Below are 26,260 nucleotides of genomic sequence, written 5' to 3' on the forward strand. Positions count from 1 at the left end.
CCGACACTGATCCTCACCCTCGCCGGCCGCGCTGTGGGTGACGAGCGTCCGAAGTCGAAGGCGCTCGCCTGATCCCGCTCGAACCCCGACCGCAAGGAGCAACATGTCCGTCACGAGAGTGACCGTGCGCAACTTCGCCCGTGCCGAATCCGACCTCATGTTCTCGCGCCTCGCCACGGGGCCTGGACTCGGCGAATGGAATCACACCCGGGGCCTGAAGTCCCTCGACGATCAGCCCATCATCCGCCAGAACCGCGACACGCTGTACAGCAGTGCCATCGTCGACGTACGCGACGACGTGGCGCTCACGGTGCCGGAGACCAGCGGGCGATACATCTCCGCCTTCATCCTGAACCAGGACCACTACGGCACGCACCTGCTGCGGGAACCCGGTGAGTACATCCTCACGCGAGAGGCCGTCGGCACGGACTACGCAGCGATTCTGGTGCGCATCCTCGTCGACCCGAACGACGACGTCGATGTGGCGCAGGTGGACCGGCTGCAGGACGGGCTGCGTCTCGCAGGCGGCGGTGAAGGGGGATTCCCGCTCCCGGACTATGACGTGCCCTCGCACGGCGAGACCCGCGACGCGCTGCTCACTCTCGGGCGCGGGGTATCGACCTACGACCGTGCGTTCGGATCGAAGGACGAGGTCGATCCGGTCATGCATCTGCTGGGGGCTGCAGGGGGGTGGGGCGGCTTGCCCGAATACGAGGCGACGTACGTCAGCGTCGACGAGGGCCTGCCCGTCGCCGACTACCGACTCCGGCTGAAGGACGTCCCCGTCGACGCTTTCTGGTCCGTGTCGCTGTACGACGCCGCCGGCTACTTCGCCCCGAACGAGCTCGGTGTGAACAGCATCAACAGCCTGACGGCCGTGGCCGACGACGACGGCGCAGTCACCATCCATCTCGGTGCGCATCCTGAGGGTGCGAAGAACGCCCTGCCGATCATGCCGGGGTGGAACTACACGCTTCGGCTCTACCGTCCGCGCCTCTCCGTCCTCGACGGCTCCTGGGTCGCTCCGCGACCCGAGCCGATCTCGGGACTCGCGTGATGTCGACGGCTGTCGACGGAGACCTGCAGGAGGAGACACGATGACCAGCACCCTCGACCGCCGCATCCCGTTGCGCAGCGCTCCCAACTTCCGCGATCTCGGCGGACTGCCCGCTGCTGGAGGCGTCGTCCGATCCCGGTCGCTCTATCGTTCGGCGACGCTCGCCCGGCTCGAGGGCGACGATCTCGAGGCCTTCCGGCGACTGGACATCGGGACGGTCTATGACCTGCGCACGGCGGGGGAGCGCAGCACATCACCGGACCACCTGCCGGATGGGGTGAAGCTCTTCGGCCTGGACGTGCTGGCCGACAGCACCACGGATGTCGCTGCCGGCGTCGGTCGACTCGCCAGTGATCCGGCGGCCCTTGCGGCGTCGCTCGGCGACGGGCGTGGTGCCGCTCTCATGCGGGAGTCCTACCGGAACATCGTGAGTCTCCCTTCCGCTCTCGCCGCATATCGCTCCTTCTACTTCGACCTGATCGATCCGGCGCGCTCGGGTGCGGCGCTGTTCCACTGCACGACCGGCAAGGACCGTACCGGCTGGGCCGCGGCGTCGTTCCTCCTGCTGTTGGGCGTCGGTGAGGATGACGTGCGCGCCGACTACCTCGAGACGAACGCGGACCTTCTCCCCGCGCTGCAGCCGCTCCTCGCCGCCGCGGCGGATCGGGGCGTCGACACCCAGTTGCTCCTCCCGGTGCTCGGGGTGCGCGGCGAGTACCTCGATGACGCCATCGACGAGGCGCGAACGCGGTTCGGCAGCATCGAGGGCTACGCCACCGAGGGCCTCGGTCTCAACGAATCGGATCTCGACGTCCTGCGTCGCCGATTCGTCGTCCCCCAGGTCTAGGCCTGCCGTCCAACGCTGAAAGGGCTCCACCGTGGTTCCGCAAGACGTTCTTCCCTTCCCTCCCACACCGTCTGCGAGCATCGCCGGCCGGACCATGCAGGAATCCTCCTATGGTCAGCGGGCGACGCCGTCGCGACTGCCGGGGGATGCGCCGAACATCCTCATCGTCCTGATCGATGACGCCGGTCCGGGGCTCCCTGACACCTTCGGTGGCGAGGTGAGGACCGACACCCTGTCCCGTGTCATCGACGAGGGGATCGGTTTCAACCGATTCCACACCACCGCGATGTGCTCACCGACTCGGGCATCTCTGCTGTCCGGCCGGAATCATCACCGGATCGGGAACGGGCAGATCGCGGAGCTCGCCAACGACTGGGACGGATATGCGGGGGAGATCCCACGGTCGAGCGCACTCGGGGCGGAAGTGCTGAAGGACTACGGCTACTCGACGGCGGCGTTCGGCAAATGGCACAACACCCCGGCGATCGAGACGGGAGCGACGGGGCCGTTCCACAACTGGCCGTCCCACATCGGGTTCGAGTACTTCTACGGCTTCCTCGCAGGCGAGGCGTCTCAGTACGAGCCCCACCTGGTACGCAACACCACGAGCGTCCTGCCGCCGAAGACAGCCGAAGCGGGCTACCACCTGAGCGAGGATCTCGCCGACGACGCCATCGGCTGGCTGCGCGACCACAAGGCGCTCGCGCCCGACAAGCCCTTCTTCCTGTACTGGGCGTCCGGTGCGCTGCACGGACCGCACCACATCATGAAGGAGTGGGCGGACAAGTACGCGGGGCGATTCGACGGCGGGTGGGACGAGTACCGCGAACGCGTCTTCGAGCGCGCGAAGGAGCGGAAATGGATCCCCGACGAGGCCGTCCTGACCGCGCGCGACCCGCGGATGCCCGCGTGGGACGACATCCCCGAAGATGAGCGCGCGTTCCAAGCGCGACTGATGGAGGTCGCCGCAGGCTTCGGCGAGCACGCCGACGTGCAGGCTGGTCGGGTCATCGACGAGATCGAGGCGCTCGGATACGGCGACAACACGCTGATCCTCTACATCTGGGGTGACAACGGCTCCTCAGGTGAAGGTCAGAACGGCACGATCAGCGAACTCCTCGCCCAGAACGGCATCCCCTCGACGGTGCCGATGCACATCCAGGCGCTGAAGGAGATGGGTGGGCTGGACGTACTCGGGACTGCCAAGGCGGACAACATGTACCACGCGGGCTGGGCGTGGGCGGGAAGCACCCCTTACAAGGGCATGAAGCTGCTGGCCTCCCATCTCGGGGGCACGCGCAACCCCATGGCGGTGCGCTGGCCGGCACGGATCACCCCCGACCCGGCCCCGCGGACCCAGTTCGTGCACTGCACCGACATCGTTCCCACCATTTACGATCTGCTCGGCATCACCCCTCCCCGTGAGGTCGGCGGCGTGCATCAGGATCCGATCGACGGCACCAGCTTCGCCGCGGCTCTGACGGATCCGGGGGCCGCGGAGACTCACCTCACGCAGTACTTCGAGATCCTCGGCAGCCGGGCGATCTACCACGACGGGTGGATGGCCTCCGCCTTCGGCCCGCGTGCCCCGTGGGTGCCCGGGCTTCCGGACGGGATCGCCGACTGGAGCCCGGACCAGGACGCCTGGGAGCTCTACCATCTCACCGAGGACTGGACTCAGGCACACGATCTCGCCGCGGAACATCCGGAGAAGCTGGCACAACTCAGGGAGCTCTTCGCGATGGAGGCGGCGAAGAACAGCGTCTACCCGATCGGCGGCGGCCTCTGGGTGCCGATCTACCACCCCGAGTTCCGCATCTCGACCCCGTATCGCAGCTGGAGCTTCACGGGCGATCTGCGCCGCATGCCAGAGGTCATCGCACCGGCCCTGGGAAATCGGGCGAACAGGGTGACCATCGATGCGGTCCTCCCCGAGCGTGCCGAAGGCGTGCTCTACGCCCTCGGCGGTGCGGGCGGCGGGCTCACCTGCTACCTGGACGACGGGTACCTCTGCTACGAGTACAACACCTTCATCATCCACCGCACGAAGATCCGTTCCTCGGAGCGGCTTCTCGCGGGGCGGGCGGAGATCGTCGTGGAAACCAGTTACATCGATCCCCGCCCGACGGGACCGCTGCGCATCGATATCTCGATCGACGGTCGCCGGATCGTGACCGGTACCGTGCCCGTCAGCGTCCCGTTGCTGTTCACCGCGAACGACTGCCTCGACATCGGAGTCTGTCTCGGCGGCTCCGTCTCGCTCGACTACTTCGACCGCGCTCCCTTCCCTTTCAGCGGAGAGATCCACTCGGTCGACGTGATCTACACGAACTGACCTGCGCCCACCGACGCCCGGACGCGGACGAGCCCGCCCCAGCACAAGCTGAGGCGGGCTCTTCGCGATGCGCTGCGGTCGTCAGACGCCGAAGTACAGCTCGTACTCGAACGGGTGCGGGCGCTGGGCCATCGGCAGGATCTCGTTCTCGTACTTGTACGAGATCCAGGTCTCGATGAGCTCCTTGGTGAACACGCCGCCCTCGAGGAGGAACTGGTGGTCGGCCGCCAGCGCATCGAGCGAGTCGAGCAGGGAGTTCGGGACCTGCGGGATGTCCTTGGCCTCCTCGGGCGGGAGCTCGTAGAGGTCCTTGTCGACCGGCTCGTGCGGCTCGATACGGTTCTTGATGCCGTCCAGGCCCGCCATCAGCTGCGCGGCGAAGGCGAGGTACGGGTTGCCGGAGGCGTCGGGCGCGCGGAACTCGATGCGCTTCGCCTTCGGGTTGGAGCCCGTGATCGGGATGCGGATCGCGGCGGAGCGGTTGCCGGCCGAGTAGACCAGGTTGACCGGAGCCTCGAAGCCCTTCACCAGACGGTGGTAGCTGTTCAGAGTCGGGTTGGTGAAGGCGAGGAGCGCCGGCGCGTGCGCCAGGATGCCGCCGATGTACCAGCGCGCGATGTCGCTGAGCTGACCGTAGCCGGCCTCGTCGTAGAACAGCGGCTTGCCTTCGCTCCACAGCGACTGGTGGGTGTGCATGCCCGAACCGTTGTCACCGTACAGAGGCTTGGGCATGAAGGTCGCGACCTTGCCCCACTCCTCGGCGGTGTTCTTGACGATGTACTTGAACTTGAGGATGTCGTCCGCCGCGTGGACCATCGTGTCGAAGCGGTAGTTGATCTCCTGCTGGCCGCCGGTGCCGACCTCGTGGTGCGAGCGCTCGAGGATGAATCCCGCGTCGATCAGCTTGAGCGTGATGTCGTCGCGGAGGTCAGCGGTCTTGTCGACGGGGCTGACGGGGAAGTAGCCGCCCTTGTACGGCGTCTTGTTCCCGAGGTTGCCGCCCTCTTCCTCGCGGCCGGTGTTCCACGCGCCCTCTTCCGAGTCGACGCTGTAGAAGCTCGAGTTCGAGGTGACGTTGTAGCGGACGTCGTCGAAGATGTAGAACTCCGCCTCGGGGGCGAAGAATGCGGTGTCGGCGATGCCGGTGGACGTCAGGTACTTCTCCGCCTTCTTGGCGACCTGACGCGGATCCTTCGAATAGATCTCGCCCGTGCGCGGGTTGTAGATGTCGAACAGCATCACGAGGGTGCTCGCCTCGCGGAACGGGTCGACGTATGCGGTCGTCACGTCGGGGATGAGCTGCATGTCGGACTCGTGGATACTCGCGAAACCGCGGATCGAAGAGCCGTCGAACAGCTGACCGTCGGTGAAGAAAGCCTCGTCGACCGTCGATGCAGGAATGTTGAAGTGCTGCTGCACACCCGGGAGATCGGTGAAACGGATGTCAAGGAACTTGACGTCGTTCTCCTTGATGTAGGTCAGTACCTCGGACGAATCTTTGAACATGTACGACTCCTGTAATGCGGATCGATGGCTTCACGGCCACTCTGCAGAGTACGGACGGGGGATTTCTCTACGGTATCCGCATTGTTTCGGGCGTGTTACAGGCGCCGAGACGACAGAGCGGCATATCGCGCTCGGTAGGCTGGGGGAGTGACGGATGCAGTGAACACGTACCCCGGTGAGCGTCTCGGACTTCCCGAATCCGGCCCGAGGAGCATCGCCCGCCCTGGCCGTCGCATCGGCGCCCTTCTGATCGACTGGACGGCCGCGGTCATCCTGTCGCTCGCATTCTTCGACTACGACCCGTTCGCGACCCTCGTGATCTTCGCCGTGGTGCAGGTCCTGTTCATCCCGACCGCAGGCGGCAGCCCCGGTCATCGCATCCTCGGCATGCGCGTCGTGCGTCTCGGCGGCGGCTGGGTGGGACTCTGGCGTCCTCTCGTGCGCACCCTGCTGCTGATCTTCGTGATCCCTGCCGTCGTGTGGGATCCCGATCAGCGCGGCCTCCACGACAAGGCGGCCGGGACGGTCCTGATCCGCGCCTGAGGTCGACTCAGACCTTGCCGCGGTTGCGGCGCCGCGCCTCACGCGGTGCTCGCCCGCCCAGGAACGATCGTGCCGGGTCGACGGCGAAGCCCTGACGCAGCGCTTCGCGTCCGATGAGCATCCGGAAGCCCATCTCGTCGCGATTACTGAGTGTGACTTCGGCGAGCACTTCGCGGTCCACGAGTCGGATCAGCAGCTCCACCACAAGGCGCTCCTGCGCGTGTCCCGACGAGCTGCGGACGGCGCGACGGTCGTGCACGGGGCACTGGACGACCACGGCGTCTTCCTGGCTGTCCTGCCAGGGCTTGACCTTGAAGCGGACCCAGGGCTCGTCGTCCTGCTCGAACTCCACGATGTCGAAAGCATGCAGCGATGAGGTGCGTGCGCCCGTGTCGATCTTGGCCTTGAGCCAGTCGACTCCGAGATCGGGCAGGCTCACCCATTCTCGCCACCCCGTAAGGGTGTTTGAATGGGGGGTAGTCCTACTCACCTGATACATCCTGGCAGGAAAAATCCCCCGTGAAGATCGCAGTGCTCTCCCGCGCGCCGCAGGCGTACTCCACCCAGCGACTGCGTGCGGCCGCGCTTCAGCGCGGGCACAACGTCAAGGTGCTCAACACGCTGCGCTTCGCGATCGACCTGACCGCCGAGGAACCCGACCTGCACTACCGGGGTCGTCAGCTCAGCGACTATGACGCGATCCTGCCGCGCATCGGCAACTCGATCACCTACTTCGGCACCGCCGTCGTGCGCCAGTTCGAGCAGATGGACGTCTACACGCCGAACACCGCGAACGGGATCTCCAGTGCGCGCGACAAGCTCCGTGCGAACCAGATCCTGTCACGACACAACATCGCGATGCCTCCGACCGCGTTCGTGCGCAATCGTGCGGACGTGCGCCCGGCGATCGAGCGCGTCGGCGGCGCGCCCGTCGTGATCAAGCTCCTGGAGGGCACCCAGGGCATCGGCGTCATCCTCGCCCCGCAGGTGAAGGTCGCCGAGGCGATCATCGAGACGCTGCACTCCACCAAGCAGAACGTCCTCATCCAGAAGTTCATCTCGGAGAGCCGCGGGCGAGACATCCGCGCCCTGGTCGTCGGCGACCGGGTGGTCGCCGCGATGCGACGGTCCGCCGCCGGAGACGAGTTCCGCTCCAACGTGCATCGCGGGGGATCGGTCGAGGCCGTCGAGCTCGACCCCGTGTACGAGCGCGCCGCGGTGCGCTCGGCCCAGATCATGGGGCTGCGCGTCGCCGGCGTCGACATGCTCGAAGGCGATGAAGGCCCTCTCGTGATGGAGGTCAACTCCTCGCCGGGCCTGCAGGGCATCGAGACCGCCACGAAGCTCGATGTCGCCGGCGCCATCATCGACTACATCGCCGGTCAGGTCGCTTTCCCCGAGATCGACGTGAGGCAACGTCTGACGGTCTCGACGGGATACGGCGTGGCCGAGCTGATGGTCCACGGCGCCGTCGACCTGGTGGGGAAGACCCTGGGCGAGGCCGGGCTCTGGGAACGCGACATCACGGTGCTCACCCTGCACCGCGGCGTCAGCGTGATTCCCAACCCGCGCAAGCACGTCGTGCTCGAAGCGGACGACAGACTGTTCTGCTTCGGCAAGCTCGACGAGATGCGGTCGATGGTCCCCGAACGCCGCCGTCGCCGCGCGAAGGTCCGCCGGCTGCCACGGCAGCCCCTGTCGGAATGACGAAGAGCGCGGCCGCCCTCCGGGGGCGGCCGCGCTCTCACGCTTCGGTCTCGTACGTACTCAACGAGGGCGCTGCGAACGCACCTTCGTCGGGTCGATGCCCTTCGGGATCGGCAGCGAGGACAGCGACTGCGATACGGAGTCGACACGGCGGATCACCGCGGACATGGTGGCCTTGTCGATCGCTTTCGGCAGCTTCTTGATCGTCTTGGAGAGATCCGCGATCGGGACCTCATCTTCGCCGTGCCCCACGTAGAGCACCGTGACCGGCACGCCGTGTGCCACGCGCTGAGCCTTGCTGCGCTCCTCGTTGACGAGGCGGGTCAGCCGGCCACGTGCACCTTCGCCGACGACGACGATGCCGCCTCGACCGATCGTGCGGTAGACGGCTTCCTGCGTCTTCGGGTTGATGCCGACAGGCGTGTCGGAAGCCTGCCACTTGCGGCCCAGGCTGGTGCTGAGCACGTGTCCCGCGGCTCCGGGCATGCCGTCGATCTTCGTGTACATGGCAGACGTCGAGAGCCGTGTCATGAGGAAGAGTGCGCCGAGAACACCCAGCATCAGTCCTGTGATTCCCCACAGGACGAGCGTCCAGACCTGGAACGGCGGGATCAGGTACCCGGCGACGAGGCCGAGGAGGACGCCTCCGACGAGGATCGCGATCTGGGCCCAGGGGAGCCACGAGTAGGCCTCGCGGGTGAACCGGAAGAGGGACTTGATCTGGGAGAAGAACCCAGGACGCTTTTCGGGTTCAGGAGCACGCTTTGCCATGAGGACCAGCCTACCGAGTCCGCGGGCTCCGTGATGTCGCCGTTCGCGCCGAGCGGAGCGTGCGACACAACTTCTCCTGCACGACTGCGATGCAGGGCGCTATCTGTTCGCATCGCTCCGGAGAGGGCGAGAACCTCTCGGGCCTGCGGTGTGATGGGGACATGGCAGACATCGAGAATGAAGGCGGCGTGGGGCCGCCTCTTCTTCCGGGGACGCATCGAGTGGTCCGGACCCTCGACGCGAGCGAGGGGCCGTTCGCAGGGACGCTCGTGACCTCGGGAGACGGGGTGGCCGTGCGGGTGGATGCGGCGGCCCTCGGGGGATGGGTGGGGTGGCGCTTCTCCGGAGCGGAGCACGTCGCCGCGCCCCTCGATGTCTGTCGGCGCAGGGACGGACATGACGCGTTGCTCCCGTGGTGCACCGAGCGGGTCACGGCCTTCCTCGTTCGACGGACGGCCGCCGGCGCGATCCTCACTCCGGGGGAGAACAGCACGCTCGTCATCAGCATTCTCCGCGGACTCGATGAGGTGGGCGAGGGCATCGAGGGCGTCCGTGCCGGGGAGTGGTGGCTGACCGACGGGGGACGTCCGGTGTTCGTCTTCGGCGTCGGGACCGATGTCCGGGTCGGCGTGGTCGAGATCATCGATCGGGTGGCGGAGCACAGCGCGGACAAGGCGCTGAAGCGCGCGCTCGGCACGATCCTCGAAGGGTTGGAGAGGGCCGCACCACAGCCGCGTATCCCGCACGGGCTCATCTCAGCGTGGGAGGACGACCTGCTGAGCATCGCTGCCCCGCAGCCGCTCGAGCGTGGTGCCCATGCCCCGGAACCTGCCAGGAGAGCCGCTCGGACAGGCGTTGAACGAGATCTGCGGCCGACGGCACCTCGTCTACGAGCGGATCGAGTGCGCAGGCAGGACGGTCGGCGCGCTGTCGCGATGAGACCGGCCCCTGTTGCTCTGGTGCGGGGAGTCCCGGATGTGATCCGGGCCAGGATCCGAAGTCTCGGGAGGGCCCGTCACGGTCGGGGAACTGCACAGGCGCCGCAGGGCGATCAGTCGGCGCGAAGAGGAGCGGAGCGGCGCGTCGGTGTGCGACGCCGTTCGTTGATCATCGCGGGCGCCGCCGCCACAGCGGTCCTTGCCGGCGGCCTGCTCTGGCCGAGCGGCGATGCCCCAGGCGAGGTGTCGGACGCGGTGGAAGGCACCCCCGCGGGGGTGCGCTCACCGCAGGGGCAGGAGTCGACCCCTGTGGAGACGCCGACGAAGCCCGGTGTCGCCGACGCTGCGGAGGCTGACGCTGCCGAGGATGTGCATGTCGGAGCGGAGTCGACCGCAGACGCGCCGGAGACGGCGATACCCGCTCTGCTGGACGCGATCGCGGAGTGTCGCGCGGAGGAGGTCTCCTCGTGCCCGGCTGCGGTGGCGGCTGATTCCGCGGGAGTCCTGGACGCTCTCGCATCGGTGGGCTCTGACTCGTCGACCACCGAGCTGGTGGACGAGTACGGGGACGTCGCCGTCGTCCGACTGAGGATCGGAGTTCCCGCCGAGGGGGAAGAGGCGAGCGCGGATGCTCCCGGGCAACTGATGGTGGTACTCATCCGCTCCGCAGACAAATGGCTGGTCCGCGACGTCTACGACGTCGCGGACCAGCCAGGATGATCTCTCGCTGTCAGGCGCCGAGCTGGGACGCGAACTGCGCGGCCTCGAGACGGGCCTTGATCGCGCCGAGGAAGCGCGCCGCGTCAGCACCGTCGATGATCCGGTGGTCATACGAGAGGGCGAGGTACACGTACGACCGGATCGCGATCGCATCGGCGCCGCCGACCTTGACGAGGCCAGGGCGCTTGACGACCGTACCGGTGCCGAGGATCGCGGACTGCGGGAGGAAGACGACGGGCGTGTCGAACAGCGCACCGCGCGAACCGGTGTTGGTCAGCGTGAAGGTGCCGCCGGCGAGCTCGTCGGGCTTCAGCTTGTTCTCGCGCGTGCGGGCGGCGAGATCAGCGATCTCGTGCGCGATCTGCGCGATGTTCTTCGACGCCGCGTCCCGCAGGACGGGGGTGAGCAAGCCGCGCTCGGTGTCGACGGCGATCGACACGTTCTCGGTCGCGGGGTAGACGATCTGCTCCCCGTCGACGGTGGCGTTCACGATCGGGAACGCCTGGAGAGCCTCTGCGCTCGCGAGTGCGAAGAACGGCAGGAAGGACAGCTTGTCGCCGGTCTTCTCGAGGAACGACGCCTTCACGCTGTCGCGGTACTCGGCGAGAGCCGTGACATCGACCTCGACGACCGTGGTCAGCTGTGCCGTCTGCTGCATCGACTCCACCGCACGCTTGGCGAGGACCTTGCGCAGACGCGACATCGGCTGGGTGGTGCCGCGCAGCGGAGAGACCTCGAGTGGAGCCGGAGCAGCGGCCGCCGGAGCGGCGGGTGCTGCCGGCGCGGTCTCCGCAGCCTTCAGCACGTCTTCCTTGCGAATGCGACCGCCCACACCGGTGCCGGTGACGGTGGCCAGGTCGACGCCCTGCTGAGAGGCCAGGCGTCGCACCAGCGGTGTCACGTACAGGTTGTCGCTCTCGGTGGGCAGCGTGAGCTTCGGCGCTGCAGGTGCTGCAGCGGCCGGTGCTGCAGCGGCAGGTGCCGGCGCGGGGGCCGGTGTCGGAGCGGCTGCGGGTGCCGGAGCGGCAGGCGCTTCTGCGGCGGGAGCCGGAGCTGCGGGAGCCGAAGCTGCGGGAGCCGGAGCGGCAGGAGCTTCTGCGGCAGGAGCCGGAGCGGCTGCCGCAGCACCCGAGCCGACACGGGCGAGCACGGCGCCGACGGCGACGGTCTCGTCTTCGGCCGCGACGATCTCCTGCAGAACGCCGGCGACCGGCGAGGGGATCTCGGTGTCGACCTTGTCGGTGGAGATCTCCAGAAGGGCCTCGTCGACCGCGATGCTGTCGCCGACCTGCTTCAGCCACCGGGTCACGGTGCCCTCGGTCACGCTCTCACCGAGCTCGGGGAGCACGATGTCCGTCGCGTCGCCGGTGGGAGCCGCGGGTGCGGTCTCGGCCGCGGGGGCTTCTGCGGCAGGCGCCGGAGCCGCGGGTGCAGCTTCAGCCGGAGCGGCCTCGGCGGGCGCCTCCTCTGCGGCAGGAGCAGCGGCGGCGGGCGCGTCTGCGGCCGGAGCCGCGGCGCTGCCGTCGCCGATGCGCGCGAGCAGGGCGCCGACCTCGACGGTCTCGTCCTCGGAGACGAGGATCTCCTCGATCACACCGGACACGGGGGAGGGGATCTCGGTGTCGACCTTGTCGGTCGAGATCTCGAGCAGGCCCTCGTCCGCCTGCACGGTGTCTCCCACCTGCTTGAGCCAGCGGGTGACCGTACCCTCTGTGACGCTCTCGCCGAGAGCGGGGAGGACGACGGATGTGCTCATGACTGAGTCTCCTTCAGGAAGTTGTATGACGCTTGTCTAGCTTAGTGACTCGGGCACCGGTTGGTGCTCAGAGGGCGTGCAGGGGCTTGCCGGCCAGGGCGAGGAAGGCCTCGCCGAGGGCCTCGCTCTGGGTCGGGTGGGCATGGATCAGGGGTGCGATGTCCTCCGGGTGGGCCTCCCAGGCGACAGCGAGCTGGCCTTCGGTGATGAGCTCCCCGACGCGATCGCCGAGAAGATGCACGCCGATGACGGGGCCGTCCTTGAGGCGGACGACCTTCACGAGACCACTCGTTCCGATGATCTCGCTCTTGCCGTTTCCGGCGAGGTTGTACTCGTACGCGACGATCGCGTCGGCTCCGTGCTCGGTGACCGCCGCCTCCTCGGTCACGCCCACCGAGGCGACCTCGGGGCTCGAATACGTCACCTTGGGGATCTGCACATCCGGGATGTTGGCCGGCGTGAGCCCGCCGATCCGCTCGGCGACGGCGATGCCCTGCTGGAAGCCGCGGTGCGCGAGCTGCAGGCCGGGGACGATGTCGCCCACCGCCCAGACGCCGGGCACGCCGGTTCGCAGGTACTCGTCGACGGTCACGAAGCCGCGATCGAGCGTCACGCCGGCCTCTTCGAACCCGAGGTCGGCTGTGACCGGGCCGCGTCCGACGGCGACGAGCAGGTAGTCGGCCGTGAACTGTGCGCCGTCCTCGAGCGTGACGGTGACGGACGAGTCGTCCTGCGCGGCGCTCTGGAAGCGGACGCCGAGCGAGTATTGGATGCCGCGGCGGCGGAAGGCCCGCTCCAGGCCCTTGCTGAGGGCGATGTCCTCGTTCGGGACGAGATGAGGCAGCGCCTCGATGATGGTGACCTCGGAGCCGAAGGAGCGCCAGACGCTGGCGAACTCGACGCCGATCACACCGCCGCCGAGGATGAGGACGCGCTTGGGAATGACATCGAGGGCGAGCGCCTGCTCGCTCGTGAGGATGCGTCCGCCGATGTCCAGACCGGGAAGCGAGCGGCTGTAGGAGCCGGTCGCGAGCACGACGTCCGTGCCCACGTAGACGTCGTCGCCGACGCTGATGCTGCGATCAGGATTCAGCCGACCGAGTCCGGCGACCGTCGTGATGCCACGGGCCTTGACGAGACCTTCGAGTCCCTTGAACTTCTTGGCGACGATCCCCTCGCGGTACGCACGGACCCCGGCGGGGTCGATGCCCTCGAGCGTCGCGGTCACGCCGACGGACGCGGCATCGCGTACGTGCTCGGCCACCTCGGCCGCGTGCAGCAGCGCCTTGGTGGGAATGCACCCGCGGTGCAGGCAGGTGCCGCCGACCTTGTCCTTCTCGATGAGAGCGACGGTCTTGCCGAGCTCGCTGGCCCGCAGCGCCGCGGCGTATCCACCGCTGCCGCCGCCCAGGACGACGATGTCGAAGGTGTGGGTTGTCATCTGTCATGCCTCCGTGTGGGATGCTGCGGCGAAGGCGACGATCGATCGGACCATCGCCCCGGTGGGACCCTTCTCAGTGAAGCCGTAGGCGGAACCGGCGTGCTCGCCGGAACCGGCGATGTCGAGATGCACCCACGGGATACGCGGTGCGTCGTCGGCATCCGAGGTTCGCCCGACGAACCGGCGCAGGAACAGGCCGGCGAACGAGGCGCCGCCCATCCGGTCGCTCATGTTCGCGTTCTGCAGATCAGCGATGGGGGACTCGAGCGACTCCTCCATGTAGTCCGGTAGCGGCATGTGCCACGCGGGCTCATCGACCAGGTCGGTCGCGGCGAGGAACTCGGCGACCGTGTCGTCGTCGCCGAACACGCCGGTGTGCCGGTGGCCGAGAGCGGCGACGATTGCTCCCGTGAGGGTGGCCACGTCGATGATGACGTCCGGGTTCTCGCGGCTCGCGGCGACGAGGCCGTCGGCGAGGACGAGTCGGCCCTCGGCGTCGGTGTTGTTGACCTCGACGGTCGTGCCGTCGAGGATGCGGATGACGTCGCCGGGGCGCAGCGCGCGGCCGGAGGGCATGTTGTCGGTGATGCAGAGCCAGGCGGTCACGTGGACCGGGAGGCCGAGCGTCGCGATCGCGCGGATCGCCGCGAGCGAGGTGGCGGCGCCCGCCATGTCGAACTTCATGCCGACCATCGATGCGGCGGGCTTCAGCGACAGGCCGCCGGTGTCGAAGGTGATGCCTTTGCCGACCAGGGCGATGTGCCGTGTCGCATCCGCAGGGGAGTAGTCGAGTCGTACGAGCCGCGGGGGACGGTCCGAGCCCTGTCCGACGCCCAGTATGCCGCCGAATCCCTGGTCGGCGAGCGCCTTCTCGTCGAGGATGTCGACGGTCACTTCGAGGTCGGCGACACTGTCGGCCGCGCTCTGCGCGAGCTGTGCGGGACTCTGCCACTCTGCGGGGACGTTCACGAGGTCCTTGATGAGAGCGACCGCGTCACCGATGGCTTGCGCGTGTGCGACGTCGTCATCGCTGAGGTCCGCGTGGAGCGTGACCGCAACGGCGCGGGTCTTGCCCTTCTCGGTGCGGTATCCGTCGAACCGGTGTCCGCCGAGCACTGCCCCCTCGGCCGCCGCGGCGGCGAACGAGTCGAGGCCGTCGGCGAGAGCGACCGCGACGTGGTCGAATCCGGTCAGGGAGCGCAGTGCGGCGCCGGTCGCGTTGCGCACCGCCGCGGCATCGGGCTTGGCACCCGCCCCCACGACGGCGAACGGCAGCGAGGTCACCTCCGGCGCGTGCACCCGGACGAAGGACCCGGCAGAGCCGGTGAATCCGATACCCGCCAAGGTATCGGCGAGGCCGGGATACGCGGCCAGCGATTCCGCCGATTCGGGGAGGGTGGTCACGACGAGCACTGCGGCATCTGCAGCGCTTCCGGGGAAATGATCGGTTGTGTGCGAGAGCGCGGGAAGCGTCATGACTCCATCCTAGGATCTCCGCCGCAGCATGGTCGCGCGCCCCGGTTGCGCGTGTTCGCTCTCAGCATGATGCTCCGCGCCCCGGTATCCGGACCTGCTCGTAGCATGGAGACATGCCCTTCTCCGGTGAGATCCATGACCGCGTCGCGAATGCGCCCGCAGTGCCGCACGGCCTGCCTCTGGTGCTGCTTCTCACCGGTTTCACCGACGCGGGCAGCGCCGTGTCCGGCCTGATCGATCACCTCCGTGAGACCTCATCGCCGGAGCCGATCGTCGTGTTCGAGAACGACGCCCTCCTGGACTATCGGGCACGCCGTCCGGTGATCTCCTTCGATCAGGACCACCTCACCGAGTTCAAGCCGCCGCGGCTCGAGCTGTCGCTCGCGACGGACGCACTCGGTCGTCCCTTCCTGCTCCTCGCCGGCTACGAGCCCGACTTCGCGTGGAACCTCTTCGCGAGCACCGTTCTCGCCCTGGCCGCGGAGTTCGAGGTCTCCGGTCTGCACTGGGTGCACTCGATCGCCATGCCCGTACCGCACACGCGCCCCATCGGCACGACGGTCAGCGGCAATCGCCGCGAGCTCACGGTCGCGCACTCGGTCTGGCGCCCGCGCACCCAGGTGCCCGCGACCGCAGGGCACCTCCTCGAGTTCCGGTTCGTCGAGCGCGGCGATCGCGCCGTGGGCTTCGTGCTGCTGGTGCCGCACTACCTCGCCGAGACCGAGAATCCGGATGCCGTCATCGCCGCCGCCGAACGGCTGATGGCGTCGACCGGCCTCGTGCTGATGCTGGATGCCGTGCAGGAGCGTCGTGAGGACTACCTGGCGCGCGTCGACGAGCAGGTCGCCGGCAACGACGAGCTCCAGCAGATGGTGCACAACCTCGAACGGCGCTATGACGCCTACATGGCCGGCCGGAACCCCGACGACGACTCGTACGACGAGGGCGGATTCAGCGAGCGGGACCTTCCCAGCGCCGATGAACTGGCCGCCGAGCTGGAGCGCTATCTGGCCTCGCGCCCTTCCGGCGATGAGGACAAGCCGGGCCGCGGTTGAGACGGATCCACGAGAACTTCGTCGGAATGCGTCCGCATCGCCACACGTGTGCGATACTAGGACTCTGACCCGTTGTCAATCAGTGTTTTCGAGCGCTGGACTTGACAAGGGTCTTACTAGTGTCCGAAATGTCCCGGGGCTACACAGCAGCTCCGTGAAAGGCGAAACGTGACTCCTGCCACGACGAAGAACACCCGGACGAAGAAGGCTGCCGAAGAGACGACCGCCGACGCTCCGGTCGAGGCCGATGCGCCCGAGAAGCCCGCGCCACTGAGTGCGGCGAAGCGCGCTGCCGCGAAGCGCGCCCCCGTCAAGAAGAAGAAGTCCGAGGACGTCGTCGAAGAGGACGAGGCTCCCGCAGCGGCTGCTGTCGAGGACGACGAGGACGAAGACGCCAAGCCGAAGTTCACCGAGCCGCTGCCGACCGGCGCGATCGTCATCTCGTCCAACGACGACGAAGACGTTCCCGTCTACTCGACGCAGATCACCGGTGCGACGGCTGACCCCGTCAAGGACTACCTGAAGCAGATCGGAAAGGTCGCGCTGCTCAACGCGGCCGAAGAGGTCGAGCTCGCGATGCGCATCGAGGCGGGCCTGTTCGCCGAGGAGAAGCTGTCGGCGATGTCCGCGGCCGAGAAGACGAGTCAGCTCGGCCTCGACCTGCAGTGGGTCGCCCGTGACGGTCAGCGCGCCAAGAGCCACCTGCTGGGTGCGAACCTGCGCCTCGTGGTCTCGCTCGCCAAGCGCTACACCGGTCGTGGCATGCAGTTCCTGGACCTGATCCAGGAGGGCAACCTCGGTCTCATCCGTGCGGTCGAGAAGTTCGACTACACCAAGGGCTTCAAGTTCTCGACGTACGCCACCTGGTGGATCCGTCAGGCGATCACCCGCGCCATGGCCGACCAGGCCCGTACGATCCGCATCCCGGTGCACATGGTCGAGGTCATCAACAAGCTCGCCCGAGTGCAGCGTCAGATGCTGCAGGACCTCGGCCGCGAACCCACTCCGGAAGAGCTCAGCCGCGAGCTCGACATGACGCCGGAGAAGGTCGTCGAGGTGCAGAAGTACGGCCGCGAGCCGATCTCCCTGCACACGCCGCTGGGTGAAGACGGAGACAGCGAGTTCGGTGACCTCATCGAGGACACCGAGGCCGTGGTCCCCGCCGACGCCGTGGGCTTCACGATGCTGCAGCGTCAGCTCGAGCAGCTGCTCGACTCCCTCTCCGAGCGCGAGGCCGGCGTGATCCGGATGCGCTTCGGCCTGGGCGACGGCCAGCCGAAAACGCTCGACCAGATCGGCGACACGTTCGGAGTGACGCGTGAGCGCATCCGTCAGATCGAGTCGAAGACCATGGCCAAGCTGCGCCACCCGAGCCGCTCGCAGTCCCTGCGGGACTACCTCGAATGAGCCAGGCGAACGACGGCAAGGCACTCGAGGCGAGCGTCGACGGCAAGAGCTATGCGCGCATTCCGCTGCGTACTCGCGTCGTCATGCCCGAAGACGATCTCGACGCGATCATCACGGAGTACGCGAAGGACGCGGTGCAGCCGGGAGACCTGCTGTTCGTGACCGAGAAGATCGTCGCGATCACACAGGGACGCTCGTACCGTCTCGATGAGATCAAGCCCCGCAGACTCGCTCTGTTCCTCTCGAAGTACGTCACGCGCACGCCCTACGGCATCGGTCTCGGCATGCCGGAGACGATGGAGATGGCGCTTCGGGAGTGCGGAACGCCGCGGATCCTGTTCGCGTCCGCCGTGGCGGCGGTGACCAAGGCATTCGGTCGTCGTGGCGACTTCTATCGCATCGCGGGAGACAAAGCCCGAGCCATCGACGGTCCGACCAAGCACACCATTCCTCCGTACAACGAGGCGGTCGTGCTCGGTCCGAAGGATCCCGACGGTGTGGCCGCGCGTGTGAAGGCACTGATCGGCGGTCAGGCGGAGGTCGCCGTGGTCGACATCAACGACCTCGGTGGGAACATCCTCGGCTCGACTCTCGACAAGGACGGCGAGCGTCGCCTCGTCAAGATCCTCGGAGACAACCCGCTGGGCCAGGGCCTCGAGTCCACCCCGCTCGGGATCGTTCGCGCGGTCTGACCCGTCAGTTCACGAAGAAGGCCCCGGATGCTCGGCATCCGGGGCCTTCTCGCTGTCTCAGAAGCCGATGACCTCGCGGTAGCGGGGCTTGTGACCGGTGCGGATGCCGGTGACGCTGGGCTTGTTCTCGTACACGCCTGCACCCCAGTTGCCCTCCACGAGCACGGGGCCGTCAGGCGAGACGACGATGTCCCACCCGACGTACTGCACCTGCGGCACGACGCGGGCGACCGCGTCGATGAACGCCCGCACCTCGTCCATGTAGGGCAGCTGGAAGTCGGCGATGCGGAACCCGGAATCCGGATGAGTCTCGTGCACATGGCCGTGGGAGTCGTATCCGGCGCCGACCGCATGACCGTTCTCGTCGAGCATCGTGTAGAAGCCCCCGAACGTCATCTGATCGCTCACGGCTCCGCGCCCGAACTTCTGCGCCATCGCGAGGATGTGCGCCTTCTCGCCGTCGAAGAAGGCCGTGATGCGGGTCGTGTTGACGGTGCCGGGGCACACCGCCGCGAGAGCGTCGTGCTGACGGATCACTTCTTCGATCAGGAGTTCGCCCCGCTCCAGGAGTCCGCGATGGAACGCGGTCCAGTCCTCGATCTCGGAGGCGTGGTAGCGGTGCACGCCGGTGCCCGCCTGACCCACCGGCTCTTTCGTGACGATCGTGCCGAGGCGCTCGGTGAGCTCGCGGACCGCGTCCGCGTTGCCTTCTTCGACGACCATCCACTCGCGCTTGAGGAAAGGGGAGAACTGCTTGTCGAACTCGACCTTGTCCTGGAAGATCCACCGGTAGTCCGGGTGGTCGTACCGCTGCGAGAGCTGGTTCGACACGGGGTGCGTCATGAACGTCTCGCGCTCGGCCTTGTTCAGCATGGCGAAGTCGCAGTCGATGTAGTCCTGGAACCCGACGTTGTGCCGGGCGGCGGACCAGAGCATGTCGATCACGATGGCGGGAACGGCCTTGTGGTGCTGCGCCGAAGCCTCCTTGGCGCGTTCCACCACCGAACCGACATCGATGCGGCGGGCGCGCCCCAGCAGGTAGCGGATGCGGGGCGCGAGGGAAAGACGGGACATGTGGCTCCAGGGTCGGGGTCCCCACCAGTCTACGGGGACCGCGAAGGTCGACCTGGGAGTCGGAAGCTAGGCTGGGGCACGTGTGTGAGACGACCTCCAGCTCCCTTCCGCGGGCGATGATCTCCCGCTCGGCTCTGGCGGCGGGGGCCTCGGCGGCGGTGCGCGCCGGCGGTCGTGTCGCCGATCTCCGACGTGACGCCTGGGGACACGGCGTCCTCGCCGTCGCGCAGGCGGTCACCGCCGCCGGCGCGGAGCGTGTGCTCGTCGACGCCTCGGGAGAAGTCGAGGCGCTGCGCCTCGAGAGGATCGAGGGAATCATGACCGGCGTGCCGGACATCGACCCGCATCTCCTCTACGGGCTGCCCCGCGACGGCGGCGATGCTCTCATCGCGCGACCGGCGATGCGCCTCACCGGCCGTGTTCTCTCCACCAAGCGGCTTCGGGTCGGTGACGCGGTCTCCTACGGGTACGCCTATCGTGCTACCGCGGAGACGACGGTGGCGCTCGTCACGGGGGGATACGCGCAGGGCATCGTCCGCGCGCTCGGAAATCGCGCGCACGTCGAGGTCGGCCACGTCGCGAGGCGCATCGTCGGCCGGGTCGCGATGGACGTCTGCGTCGTCGACCTCGAGGGCGACGACGCGGAGGTCGGCACGGAAGTCACCTACTTCGGCGGCGAAGGCCCTGCGAGGCAGGCCATCATGCGGTGGGCAGCGGTCACGGGCATGGGCGCTGCAGAGCTCGCCACCGTCGCCGGTGCGCACGCGGTGCGGGGGTGGGAGGCATGACGCGCCCGGAGCTGCGTCTGAGCAGCAGAGTCCTGCATGCGAACATCGACGCGGTGCGTGCGCGGATAGATCCGTCGACGCTGATGCTCGTGCTCAAGGACGATGCCTACGGTCACGGGCTCTCGTGGGCGGTGGAGTCCGCCCTCGAAGCGGGCGTCGAGTGGTTCGGCAGTTACGACATCCGCAGCGCATTGGCTGTGCGCCGGGTCGCCGGGGGTGATGCCAGGATCTTCGCCTGGGTCACGTCGACGGACCTGGAGATCGACGATGCGCTGCTGCAGAAGATCGACCTCGGCGTCGGCACCATCGACTATCTCCGCCGCATCATCGCTCGTGCGGAGGCACTCGGCACAAGTGCCAGGGTGCATCTGAAGATCGACACGGGTCTGCACCGCAACGGCATCCTCCCCGATGACTGGTCGGCGGCCGTGGCCGAGGCGCGGCGCGCAGAGCGAGCGGGGCTCTTGGCGCTGGAAGGCGTGTGGAGCCACATCGCGGAAGCGAGCGATGCGGACGACGATGACGCTCAGGAGTCGTTCCTCGAAGCCGTCCGCATCGTGGGGGAGTCCGGGCCGATACCCGCGGCCCTGCACCTGACGGCGTCGGCAGCCTCGTGGTGGCGCCCCGAGCTGCGCGGCACGCTGTCGCGCATCGGCGCGTTCTGCTACGGAATCCGCTCGGCCGAGGGGCCGGAGCTCGACGGGATCGTTCCCGCGGCGGCCCTCGTCACCACGGTCATCGACGTCGGCGAAGGCGGAGTGACGATCGGAATCGGCAGCTTCGACGGGTTGCCTTCCACCCTGGCCGGGGCGCTCGTGGGCACACCCGGCGGAGCGCGAACGCTCACGTCGATCGGCCACACGGATTCTCACGTCGAGGGCTGGCCGGGGGCACGCCTCGGAGACGAGGTCGTCCTGTTCGGCGCGGGGGAGTGCGGCGAGACCTCGGCGACGACCCTCGCCGAGCGGATCGATACCGTGGGCGAGGAGATCCTCACCCGCCTCACACCGCGCGTGCGAAGGGTCGTCGTCGACTGACCGAGGTCAGCGCGATCGGCGGACCGGAGTCAGGTCCTGATCAGACCGTCTCGACGAGACGGGCGGTCTCGTCGTGCCAGCTGGTGGCGATGCTGCGGAGCTTCTCTTCGTACTTGCGGCCATGGTGGGCGCAGAACAGAAGCTCGGATCCGTTGACCTCAGCGGCGATGTACGCCTGAGCGCCGCAGGAATCACAACGATCCATAGCGGTCAGGCGGAACTCGACGGTGGAGGTGTCACGTTCGGTCGTTGCGTTCATCTCGGGCCTCCTCGGGTGTCGGCTTCGCTGGGGGATTTGCTCAATACAACCACGCTCCACCTGTACGCATGCCCGGTTTGCGGCGTGTTTCGCTCAGCGCGTACGCGACCACCGTGGAGTGGCCTGCCGCGGGGAGTGTCTGCGGAGCCGAGGGGGCTGGCGAGATTAGACTCGGAGATTGTGAATGCCGAGTACTCCGCCCATCATCTCCAGGTGCTTGAAGGCCTCGAGGCCGTCCGCAAGCGCCCAGGGATGTACATCGGGTCGAACGGGTCGCCCGGGCTCATGCACTGCCTCTGGGAGATCATCGACAACTCCGTCGACGAGGCCGTCGCCGGCAACGGCACGAAGATCGACATCATCCTCCACGCCGACGGAAGCGTCGAGGTGCACGACCGTGGTCGCGGCATCCCGGTCGACGTCGAGCCGCGCACCGGTCTCACCGGCGTCGAGGTCGTCTACACGAAGCTGCACGCCGGCGGGAAGTTCGGCGGCGGCTCCTACGCCGCCTCCGGCGGACTCCACGGTGTCGGCGCTTCCGTCGTGAACGCGCTGTCCGAGCGGCTCGACGTCGAAGTGGATCGCGGGGGCAAGACATACGCGATGTCCTTCCACCGCGGTGAACCCGGCATCTTCACCGACACCGGCGAGAAGCGCCCCGATGCGCCGTTCACCCCGTTCGAGGACAACAGCGAACTCCGCGTCATCGGCAAGGCGCCGCGCGGCGTCACCGGTACTCGTGTGCGCTACTGGGCCGACCGGCAGATCTTCACCAAGGATGCCGCCTTCCAGCTCGGCGAACTCGAGACCAGGGCGAGGCAGACGGCCTTCCTCGTTCCGGGGCTCGAGATCTTCGTCAAGGACGAACGCGCCGCCGGGCAGGTCATCCCCGTTCCGGATTCGGACGGCGAGACGACCACCGTCGGGCCCACCGAGACCTCATACCTCTATGAGGGCGGGATCTCCGAGTTCGTCGACTTCCTCGCGATCGACCCGCCCGTCACCGACAACTGGCGCATCCAGGGCGAGGGCACCTTCAAGGAGACCGTTCCGGTGCTGCAGGCCGACGGCCACATGGTCGCCACCGAGGTCGAGCGCGTGTGCGCCGTCGACATCGCGCTGCGCTGGGGGACCGGATACGACACCAAGGTCCGCTCGTTCGTCAACATCATCTCCACGCCCAAGGGGGGAACCCACCAGCAGGGTTTCGAGCAGGAGCTGCTCAAGGTGCTCCGCAGCCAGGTGGAGCAGAACGCCCGCCGGCTCAAGGTGGGCAACGACAAGCTCGAGAAGGACGACGTCCTCGCCGGGCTCACGGCGGTGCTCACGGTGAACGTGCCCGAGCCGCAGTTCGAGGGCCAGACGAAGGAAGTGCTCGGCACACCGGCTGTGCGGCAGATCGTGGCGCAGGTGATCCGCAAGGACCTCGCGCAGCGCTTCAGCTCCACCAAGCGCGACGACAAGAACCAGGCATCGCAGTTGCTGGACAAGATCGTCTCCGAGATGAAGGCACGCGTCTCCGCGCGTGCGCACAAGGAGACCCAGCGGCGCAAGAACGCGCTCGAGTCCTCGACGCTCCCGACCAAGCTCGTCGACTGCCGGACCAACGAGGTGGAGCGCAGCGAACTGTTCATCGTCGAGGGCGACTCGGCTCTCGGGACGGCGAAGAACGCGCGCAACAGCGAGTTCCAGGCACTGCTGCCGATTCGAGGGAAGATCCTCAACGTGCAGAAGGCTTCGGTCGGCGACATGCTGTCGAACACCGAGTGCGCGTCGATCATCCAGGTGATCGGGGCCGGCTCCGGCCGGACCTTCGACATCGATGCCGCTCGCTACGGCAAGATCATCCTGATGAGCGACGCCGACGTCGACGGCGCGCACATCCGCACCCTGCTGCTCACCCTGTTCTTCCGCTACATGCGGCCCCTGATCGAGCACGGGCGGGTGTTCGCGGCCGTCCCGCCCTTGCACCGGGTCATCGTGATGAACCCCGGATCGAAGCCGAACGAGACGATCTACACGTACAGCGAGCAGGAGATGCATACGCTGCTCGCGAAGCTCCGCAAGGCGGGCAAGCGCTGGCACGAGCCGATCCAGCGCTACAAGGGACTCGGTGAGATGGACGCCGAGCAGCTGGCGAACACCACCATGGACCGCTCGGGTCGCCTGCTGCGCCGCGTGCGCATGGAGGACGCGGAAGCCGCAGGCCGCGTCTTCGAGCTGCTGATGGGCAACGAGGTCGCCCCGCGCCGTGAATTCATCATCGACTCCTCGGACCGACTTTCCCGCGAGTCGATCGACGCCTGAGGTCGGATGCACGAAAGAAGCCGGCCCGGTGGACACCGGGCCGGCTTCTTTCGTGCAGGCGGTCATCCCGGCCTGGAGCGTGCTCAGACGATCGTGCGCCCGATGCTGCCGATCACGCCTTCGACAGGTTGGCCGGAGGCATCGCGACGCGCGCCGGCAACAGGCAGCTTGCGCACGGCGCCGGTCGGGTCCACCGCCTGAGGCGGGTGGGCGCCGACCCACGCGACCGTGAGGCGATCTTCGCCCTTCAGGAACGCGTGGGCGCGCACGCCGCCCGTGGCGCGGCCCTTGGCCGGGTACTCGGTGAACGACGAGACCTTGGCCCGGCCCGGCTCCGTGCCGGGGAGCACGCTGTCTCCGCCGGAGACCGTCGCGACGACGGACTCGGCGGCGGGATCGACGACTCCGAAGAAGAGGACCGTGGCGCCGGCGCCGAGTTTGATCCCGGCCATGCCGGCCGCCGGGGCTCCCTGCGGGCGGACCGAAGAGGCAGCGAAGTGCAGCAGCTGGGCGTCGGTCGTGACGAACACGAGCTCGGCATCGTCCGGTGCCTCAGCGGCTCCGACGACCGTGTCACCGGGTTTCATCCCGATGACCTCGACGTCGGGGCGGACCGGGATCGCGGAGGGGACGATGCGCTTGACGGTGCCCTGCGCGGTGCCGAGCGCGATCGGCGTCTCGCTGTCGAAGCGCACGAAGCCGATGACACGCTCGCCCTTGGTCGTCATGCCGAGATAGTCGCGCAGCGGAGTTCCGGCGGCGAGCTGCACGGACGTGGCGGGGACGGACGGGAGGTCGACGGGGGAGAAGCGCACCACGCGTCCAAGGCTGGTGAGTGCTCCGAGCTCCGCGCGGACCGTGGTCTCGACGGTCGTCAGGATCGCGTCGTGCTTGCTGCGGCGCGCAGGTACCGTGAGCTCCTGGCCTTCGCCCAGATCGATGCGGACGGTGCGACCCGTGGTCGAGAGCACCAGTACGGTCGGCGCGTCGGCGATCTGCAGATCGACCGTGCCCTTCGTGGCACGGGGCTTGGGCGGCGCGGCGTTCATGAGGAGCGTCCGCCGCGGGGTGCCGTACGCGTCTGCAGCGGCGTCGAGCTCCTTGGCGACGGCGGCCCGGAGCAGCACGGGGCTGGCCAGGAGCTCGCGGAGGGCGGCGATCTCGGCGAGCAAGGCGTCGCGCTCGGTCTCGAGTTCGATGCGGGAGAACTTCGTCAGCCGGCGCAGGCGCAGCTCGAGGATGTACTCCGCCTGCAGCTCGCTCAGATCGAAGACCGAGCGCAGCCGTGTGCGTGCCTGCTCCGAATCGTCGGACGAGCGGATGACCTGGATGACCTCGTCGATGTCGAGGATCGCGATGAGCAGACCCTCGACGAGGTGCAGACGCTCTTCGCGTCGCTTCAGTCGGTAGCGGCTGCGACGGGTGATGACCTCGAGGCGGTGGCCGACGTAGACGCTCAGCATCTCCTTGAGGCCGAGCGTGCGCGGCTGACCCTCGACCAGGGCGACGTTGTTGATGCTGAACGAGTCTTCCAGCGGCGTCAGGCGGTAGAGCTGCTCGAGAACGGCGTTCGGGTCGAAGCCCGTCTTGATGCCGATCGCGACACGCAGCCCGTGGTTGCGGTCTGTGAGGTCGGTGACGTCGCTGATGCCCTGCAACTTCTTGGACTGCACGGCATCGCGGATCTTCTCGAGCAGCCGTTCGGGGCCGACCATGTACGGAAGCTCCGACACGATGATTCCGGTGCGCCGGGGCCCGAGAGGCTCGATCGAGGTCTTGCCCCGCACTTTGAGTGCGCCGCGTCCGTTCGTATAGGCGTCCTTGACGCCGTCGAGCCCCATCAGGATCCCCCCGGAGGGGAAGTCGGGGCCGGGGACGAACTCCATCAGCTCTTCGGTGGTCGCATCCGGGTTCTCGAGCAGGTGCGTGGCGGCGGCGACCACCTCGATGAGGTTGTGGGGCGCCATGTTGGTCGCCATGCCGACCGCGATGCCGCTCGCACCGTTGACCAGGAGGTTGGGGAACGCGGCGGGCAGGACGGCCGGCTGCTGGAACTGGCCGTCGTAGTTGGGGATGAAGTCGACGACGTCCTCGTCGAGGTTCTCGGTGAGGGCCAGGGCGGCGGCGGCGAGTCGCGCCTCGGTGTATCGAGCGGCGGCAGGGCCGTCGTCGAGGGATCCGAAGTTCCCGTGCCCGTCGACCAGGGGGACGCGCAGCGCCCATTCCTGCGCGAGACGCACGAGGGCGTCGTAGATCGCGGAGTCACCGTGAGGGTGGAGCTTTCCCATCACCTCGCCGACGACGCGCGCGCTCTTGACGTGACCGCGGTCGGGGCGCAGGCCCATCTCGGCCATCTGGTACAGGATGCGGCGCTGGACCGGCTTCAGACCGTCTCGCGCGTCGGGGAGCGCGCGCGAGTAGATCACCGAGTATGCGTACTCGAGGAACGAGCCCTGCATCTCGGTGGACAGGTCGATGTCCTGGATGCGCTCCTCGACGGGCTCGGGCTGCGGAGTTTTCGGCATGGACTTCCTGAGGGCATAC

The 26,260-nt window shown here is 67.8% G+C and carries 21 protein-coding genes; 12 read left to right on the forward strand and 9 right to left on the reverse strand.

What is annotated here, in order from left to right; translation table 11 throughout:
• Nucleotides 1-103: 103 nt before the first annotated feature.
• The 3 genes from CQ042_RS08870 to CQ042_RS08880 all read left to right on the forward strand — a co-directional run bounded on the left by CQ042_RS08870 (nt 104) and on the right by CQ042_RS08880 (nt 4,239).
• Complete coding sequence (locus CQ042_RS08870) at nt 104-1,057, forward strand: DUF1214 domain-containing protein (protein ID WP_105670114.1); 954 nt, start codon at nt 104-106, stop codon at nt 1,055-1,057.
• Between the two features lie 40 nt (nt 1,058-1,097).
• Complete coding sequence (locus CQ042_RS08875; RefSeq protein ID WP_105670115.1) at nt 1,098-1,904, forward strand: tyrosine-protein phosphatase; 807 nt, start codon at nt 1,098-1,100, stop codon at nt 1,902-1,904.
• Between the two features lie 94 nt (nt 1,905-1,998).
• Nucleotides 1,999-4,239 (forward strand): arylsulfatase, encoded by a 2,241-nt coding sequence (locus CQ042_RS08880; protein WP_105670116.1) that lies wholly within the window; start codon nt 1,999-2,001, stop codon nt 4,237-4,239.
• Between the two features lie 81 nt (nt 4,240-4,320).
• On the opposite strand, the gene glnA is transcribed toward CQ042_RS08880, so the two are convergent.
• Nucleotides 4,321-5,745: a type I glutamate--ammonia ligase gene (glnA, locus tag CQ042_RS08885; protein ID WP_105670117.1), complete on the reverse strand. Its 1,425-nt coding sequence runs from the start codon at nt 5,743-5,745 to the stop codon at nt 4,321-4,323.
• A gap of 147 nt (nt 5,746-5,892) precedes the next feature.
• Between glnA and CQ042_RS08890 the strand changes: the two genes are divergently transcribed.
• Nucleotides 5,893-6,288, forward strand: a complete 396-nt coding sequence (locus CQ042_RS08890) for an RDD family protein (protein ID WP_258132159.1) — start codon at nt 5,893-5,895, stop codon at nt 6,286-6,288.
• 7 nt (nt 6,289-6,295) lie between these two features.
• On the opposite strand, the gene CQ042_RS08895 is transcribed toward CQ042_RS08890, so the two are convergent.
• Entirely contained in the window at nt 6,296-6,787 is a 492-nt protein-coding gene (locus tag CQ042_RS08895; RefSeq protein WP_181157506.1) for a RimK/LysX family protein, read from the reverse strand.
• A 20-nt stretch (nt 6,788-6,807) separates the two neighbouring features.
• Between CQ042_RS08895 and CQ042_RS08900 the strand changes: the two genes are divergently transcribed.
• Nucleotides 6,808-7,995, forward strand: a complete 1,188-nt coding sequence (locus CQ042_RS08900) for a RimK family alpha-L-glutamate ligase (protein ID WP_105670119.1) — start codon at nt 6,808-6,810, stop codon at nt 7,993-7,995.
• Nucleotides 7,996-8,055: 60 nt separating this feature from the next.
• On the opposite strand, the gene CQ042_RS08905 is transcribed toward CQ042_RS08900, so the two are convergent.
• Nucleotides 8,056-8,766, reverse strand: a complete 711-nt coding sequence (locus CQ042_RS08905) for a DUF4191 domain-containing protein (protein ID WP_105670120.1) — start codon at nt 8,764-8,766, stop codon at nt 8,056-8,058.
• Nucleotides 8,767-8,927: 161 nt separating this feature from the next.
• Here CQ042_RS08905 and CQ042_RS08910 point away from each other — a divergent pair, with 161 nt between their 5' ends.
• The gene (locus tag CQ042_RS08910) at nt 8,928-10,424 is read left to right on the forward strand and encodes a hypothetical protein (RefSeq protein ID WP_105670121.1); all 1,497 of its coding nucleotides are present in this window, start codon (nt 8,928-8,930) and stop codon (nt 10,422-10,424) included.
• 10 nt (nt 10,425-10,434) lie between these two features.
• Here CQ042_RS08910 and sucB read toward each other — a convergent pair whose 3' ends face one another.
• The 3 genes from sucB to CQ042_RS08925 form a co-directional block, all read right to left on the reverse strand.
• Nucleotides 10,435-12,180 carry a 2-oxoglutarate dehydrogenase, E2 component, dihydrolipoamide succinyltransferase gene (sucB, locus tag CQ042_RS08915; protein ID WP_105670122.1) on the reverse strand — a complete coding sequence of 582 codons (1,746 nt, stop codon included), beginning with the start codon at nt 12,178-12,180 and terminating at the stop codon, nt 10,435-10,437.
• A gap of 67 nt (nt 12,181-12,247) precedes the next feature.
• A complete protein-coding gene (gene lpdA / locus CQ042_RS08920; protein ID WP_105670123.1) occupies nt 12,248-13,621 on the reverse strand; it encodes a dihydrolipoyl dehydrogenase in 1,374 nt (457 codons plus the stop codon).
• A 3-nt stretch (nt 13,622-13,624) separates the two neighbouring features.
• The gene (locus CQ042_RS08925) at nt 13,625-15,097 is read right to left on the reverse strand and encodes a leucyl aminopeptidase (RefSeq protein WP_105670124.1); all 1,473 of its coding nucleotides are present in this window, start codon (nt 15,095-15,097) and stop codon (nt 13,625-13,627) included.
• 113 nt (nt 15,098-15,210) lie between these two features.
• Here CQ042_RS08925 and CQ042_RS08930 point away from each other — a divergent pair, with 113 nt between their 5' ends.
• The 3 genes from CQ042_RS08930 to CQ042_RS08940 all read left to right on the forward strand — a co-directional run bounded on the left by CQ042_RS08930 (nt 15,211) and on the right by CQ042_RS08940 (nt 18,251).
• Entirely contained in the window at nt 15,211-16,152 is a 942-nt protein-coding gene (locus CQ042_RS08930; RefSeq protein WP_105670125.1) for a proteasome assembly chaperone family protein, read from the forward strand.
• A gap of 168 nt (nt 16,153-16,320) precedes the next feature.
• Nucleotides 16,321-17,559 (forward strand): RNA polymerase sigma factor, encoded by a 1,239-nt coding sequence (locus CQ042_RS08935; protein ID WP_105670126.1) that lies wholly within the window; start codon nt 16,321-16,323, stop codon nt 17,557-17,559.
• On the forward strand, nt 17,556-18,251 hold the full coding sequence (locus CQ042_RS08940; RefSeq protein ID WP_105670127.1) for a coenzyme F420-0:L-glutamate ligase: 696 nt from the start codon (nt 17,556-17,558) through the stop codon (nt 18,249-18,251). Before CQ042_RS08935 ends, CQ042_RS08940 begins: the two co-directional genes overlap by 4 nt.
• 57 nt (nt 18,252-18,308) lie before the next feature.
• On the opposite strand, the gene CQ042_RS08945 is transcribed toward CQ042_RS08940, so the two are convergent.
• A complete protein-coding gene (locus CQ042_RS08945; protein WP_105670128.1) occupies nt 18,309-19,325 on the reverse strand; it encodes a sugar-transfer associated ATP-grasp domain-containing protein in 1,017 nt (338 codons plus the stop codon).
• An 80-nt stretch (nt 19,326-19,405) separates the two neighbouring features.
• On the opposite strand from CQ042_RS08945, the gene CQ042_RS08950 reads away from it, so the two are divergent.
• Nucleotides 19,406-20,113 (forward strand): alanine racemase, encoded by a 708-nt coding sequence (locus tag CQ042_RS08950; protein WP_258132162.1) that lies wholly within the window; start codon nt 19,406-19,408, stop codon nt 20,111-20,113.
• The gene (locus CQ042_RS08955; RefSeq protein WP_105670129.1) at nt 20,110-21,150 is read left to right on the forward strand and encodes an alanine racemase; all 1,041 of its coding nucleotides are present in this window, start codon (nt 20,110-20,112) and stop codon (nt 21,148-21,150) included. Before CQ042_RS08950 ends, CQ042_RS08955 begins: the two co-directional genes overlap by 4 nt.
• 40 nt (nt 21,151-21,190) lie before the next feature.
• Here the strand turns inward: CQ042_RS08955 and CQ042_RS08960 are convergent, their stop codons facing one another.
• Entirely contained in the window at nt 21,191-21,409 is a 219-nt protein-coding gene (locus CQ042_RS08960; protein ID WP_021200689.1) for a hypothetical protein, read from the reverse strand.
• Nucleotides 21,410-21,589: 180 nt separating this feature from the next.
• Between CQ042_RS08960 and CQ042_RS08965 the strand changes: the two genes are divergently transcribed.
• Nucleotides 21,590-23,716 carry a type IIA DNA topoisomerase subunit B gene (locus CQ042_RS08965; RefSeq protein ID WP_105670130.1) on the forward strand — a complete coding sequence of 709 codons (2,127 nt, stop codon included), beginning with the start codon at nt 21,590-21,592 and terminating at the stop codon, nt 23,714-23,716.
• A gap of 83 nt (nt 23,717-23,799) precedes the next feature.
• Here the strand turns inward: CQ042_RS08965 and CQ042_RS08970 are convergent, their stop codons facing one another.
• The gene (locus tag CQ042_RS08970) at nt 23,800-26,241 is read right to left on the reverse strand and encodes a DNA topoisomerase (ATP-hydrolyzing) subunit A (RefSeq protein WP_105670131.1); all 2,442 of its coding nucleotides are present in this window, start codon (nt 26,239-26,241) and stop codon (nt 23,800-23,802) included.
• Between the last annotated feature and the right edge of the window lie 19 nt (nt 26,242-26,260).

The organism is Microbacterium sp. MYb62, from assembly GCF_002979475.1.
Lineage (GTDB): Bacteria > Actinomycetota > Actinomycetes > Actinomycetales > Microbacteriaceae > Microbacterium.

Excerpts from the sequence above, each read along its gene's own strand:
- CQ042_RS08870 (WP_105670114.1), top strand. The coding sequence starts at position 104 with ATGTCCGTCACGAGAGTGACCGTGCGCAACTTCGCCCGTGCCGAATCC.
- CQ042_RS08875 (WP_105670115.1), top strand. The coding sequence starts at position 1,098 with ATGACCAGCACCCTCGACCGCCGCATCCCGTTGCGCAGCGCTCCCAAC.
- CQ042_RS08880 (WP_105670116.1), top strand. The coding sequence starts at position 1,999 with ATGCAGGAATCCTCCTATGGTCAGCGGGCGACGCCGTCGCGACTGCCG.
- glnA (WP_105670117.1), bottom strand. The coding sequence starts at position 5,745 with ATGTTCAAAGATTCGTCCGAGGTACTGACCTACATCAAGGAGAACGAC.
- CQ042_RS08895 (WP_181157506.1), bottom strand. The coding sequence starts at position 6,787 with ATGTATCAGGTGAGTAGGACTACCCCCCATTCAAACACCCTTACGGGG.
- CQ042_RS08905 (WP_105670120.1), bottom strand. The coding sequence starts at position 8,766 with ATGGCAAAGCGTGCTCCTGAACCCGAAAAGCGTCCTGGGTTCTTCTCC.
- CQ042_RS08910 (WP_105670121.1), top strand. The coding sequence starts at position 8,928 with ATGGCAGACATCGAGAATGAAGGCGGCGTGGGGCCGCCTCTTCTTCCG.
- sucB (WP_105670122.1), bottom strand. The coding sequence starts at position 12,180 with ATGAGCACATCCGTCGTCCTCCCCGCTCTCGGCGAGAGCGTCACAGAG.
- lpdA (WP_105670123.1), bottom strand. The coding sequence starts at position 13,621 with ATGACAACCCACACCTTCGACATCGTCGTCCTGGGCGGCGGCAGCGGT.
- CQ042_RS08925 (WP_105670124.1), bottom strand. The coding sequence starts at position 15,097 with ATGACGCTTCCCGCGCTCTCGCACACAACCGATCATTTCCCCGGAAGC.
- CQ042_RS08930 (WP_105670125.1), top strand. The coding sequence starts at position 15,211 with ATGCCCTTCTCCGGTGAGATCCATGACCGCGTCGCGAATGCGCCCGCA.
- CQ042_RS08940 (WP_105670127.1), top strand. The coding sequence starts at position 17,556 with ATGAGCCAGGCGAACGACGGCAAGGCACTCGAGGCGAGCGTCGACGGC.
- CQ042_RS08945 (WP_105670128.1), bottom strand. The coding sequence starts at position 19,325 with ATGTCCCGTCTTTCCCTCGCGCCCCGCATCCGCTACCTGCTGGGGCGC.
- CQ042_RS08955 (WP_105670129.1), top strand. The coding sequence starts at position 20,110 with ATGACGCGCCCGGAGCTGCGTCTGAGCAGCAGAGTCCTGCATGCGAAC.
- CQ042_RS08960 (WP_021200689.1), bottom strand. The coding sequence starts at position 21,409 with ATGAACGCAACGACCGAACGTGACACCTCCACCGTCGAGTTCCGCCTG.
- CQ042_RS08970 (WP_105670131.1), bottom strand. The coding sequence starts at position 26,241 with ATGCCGAAAACTCCGCAGCCCGAGCCCGTCGAGGAGCGCATCCAGGAC.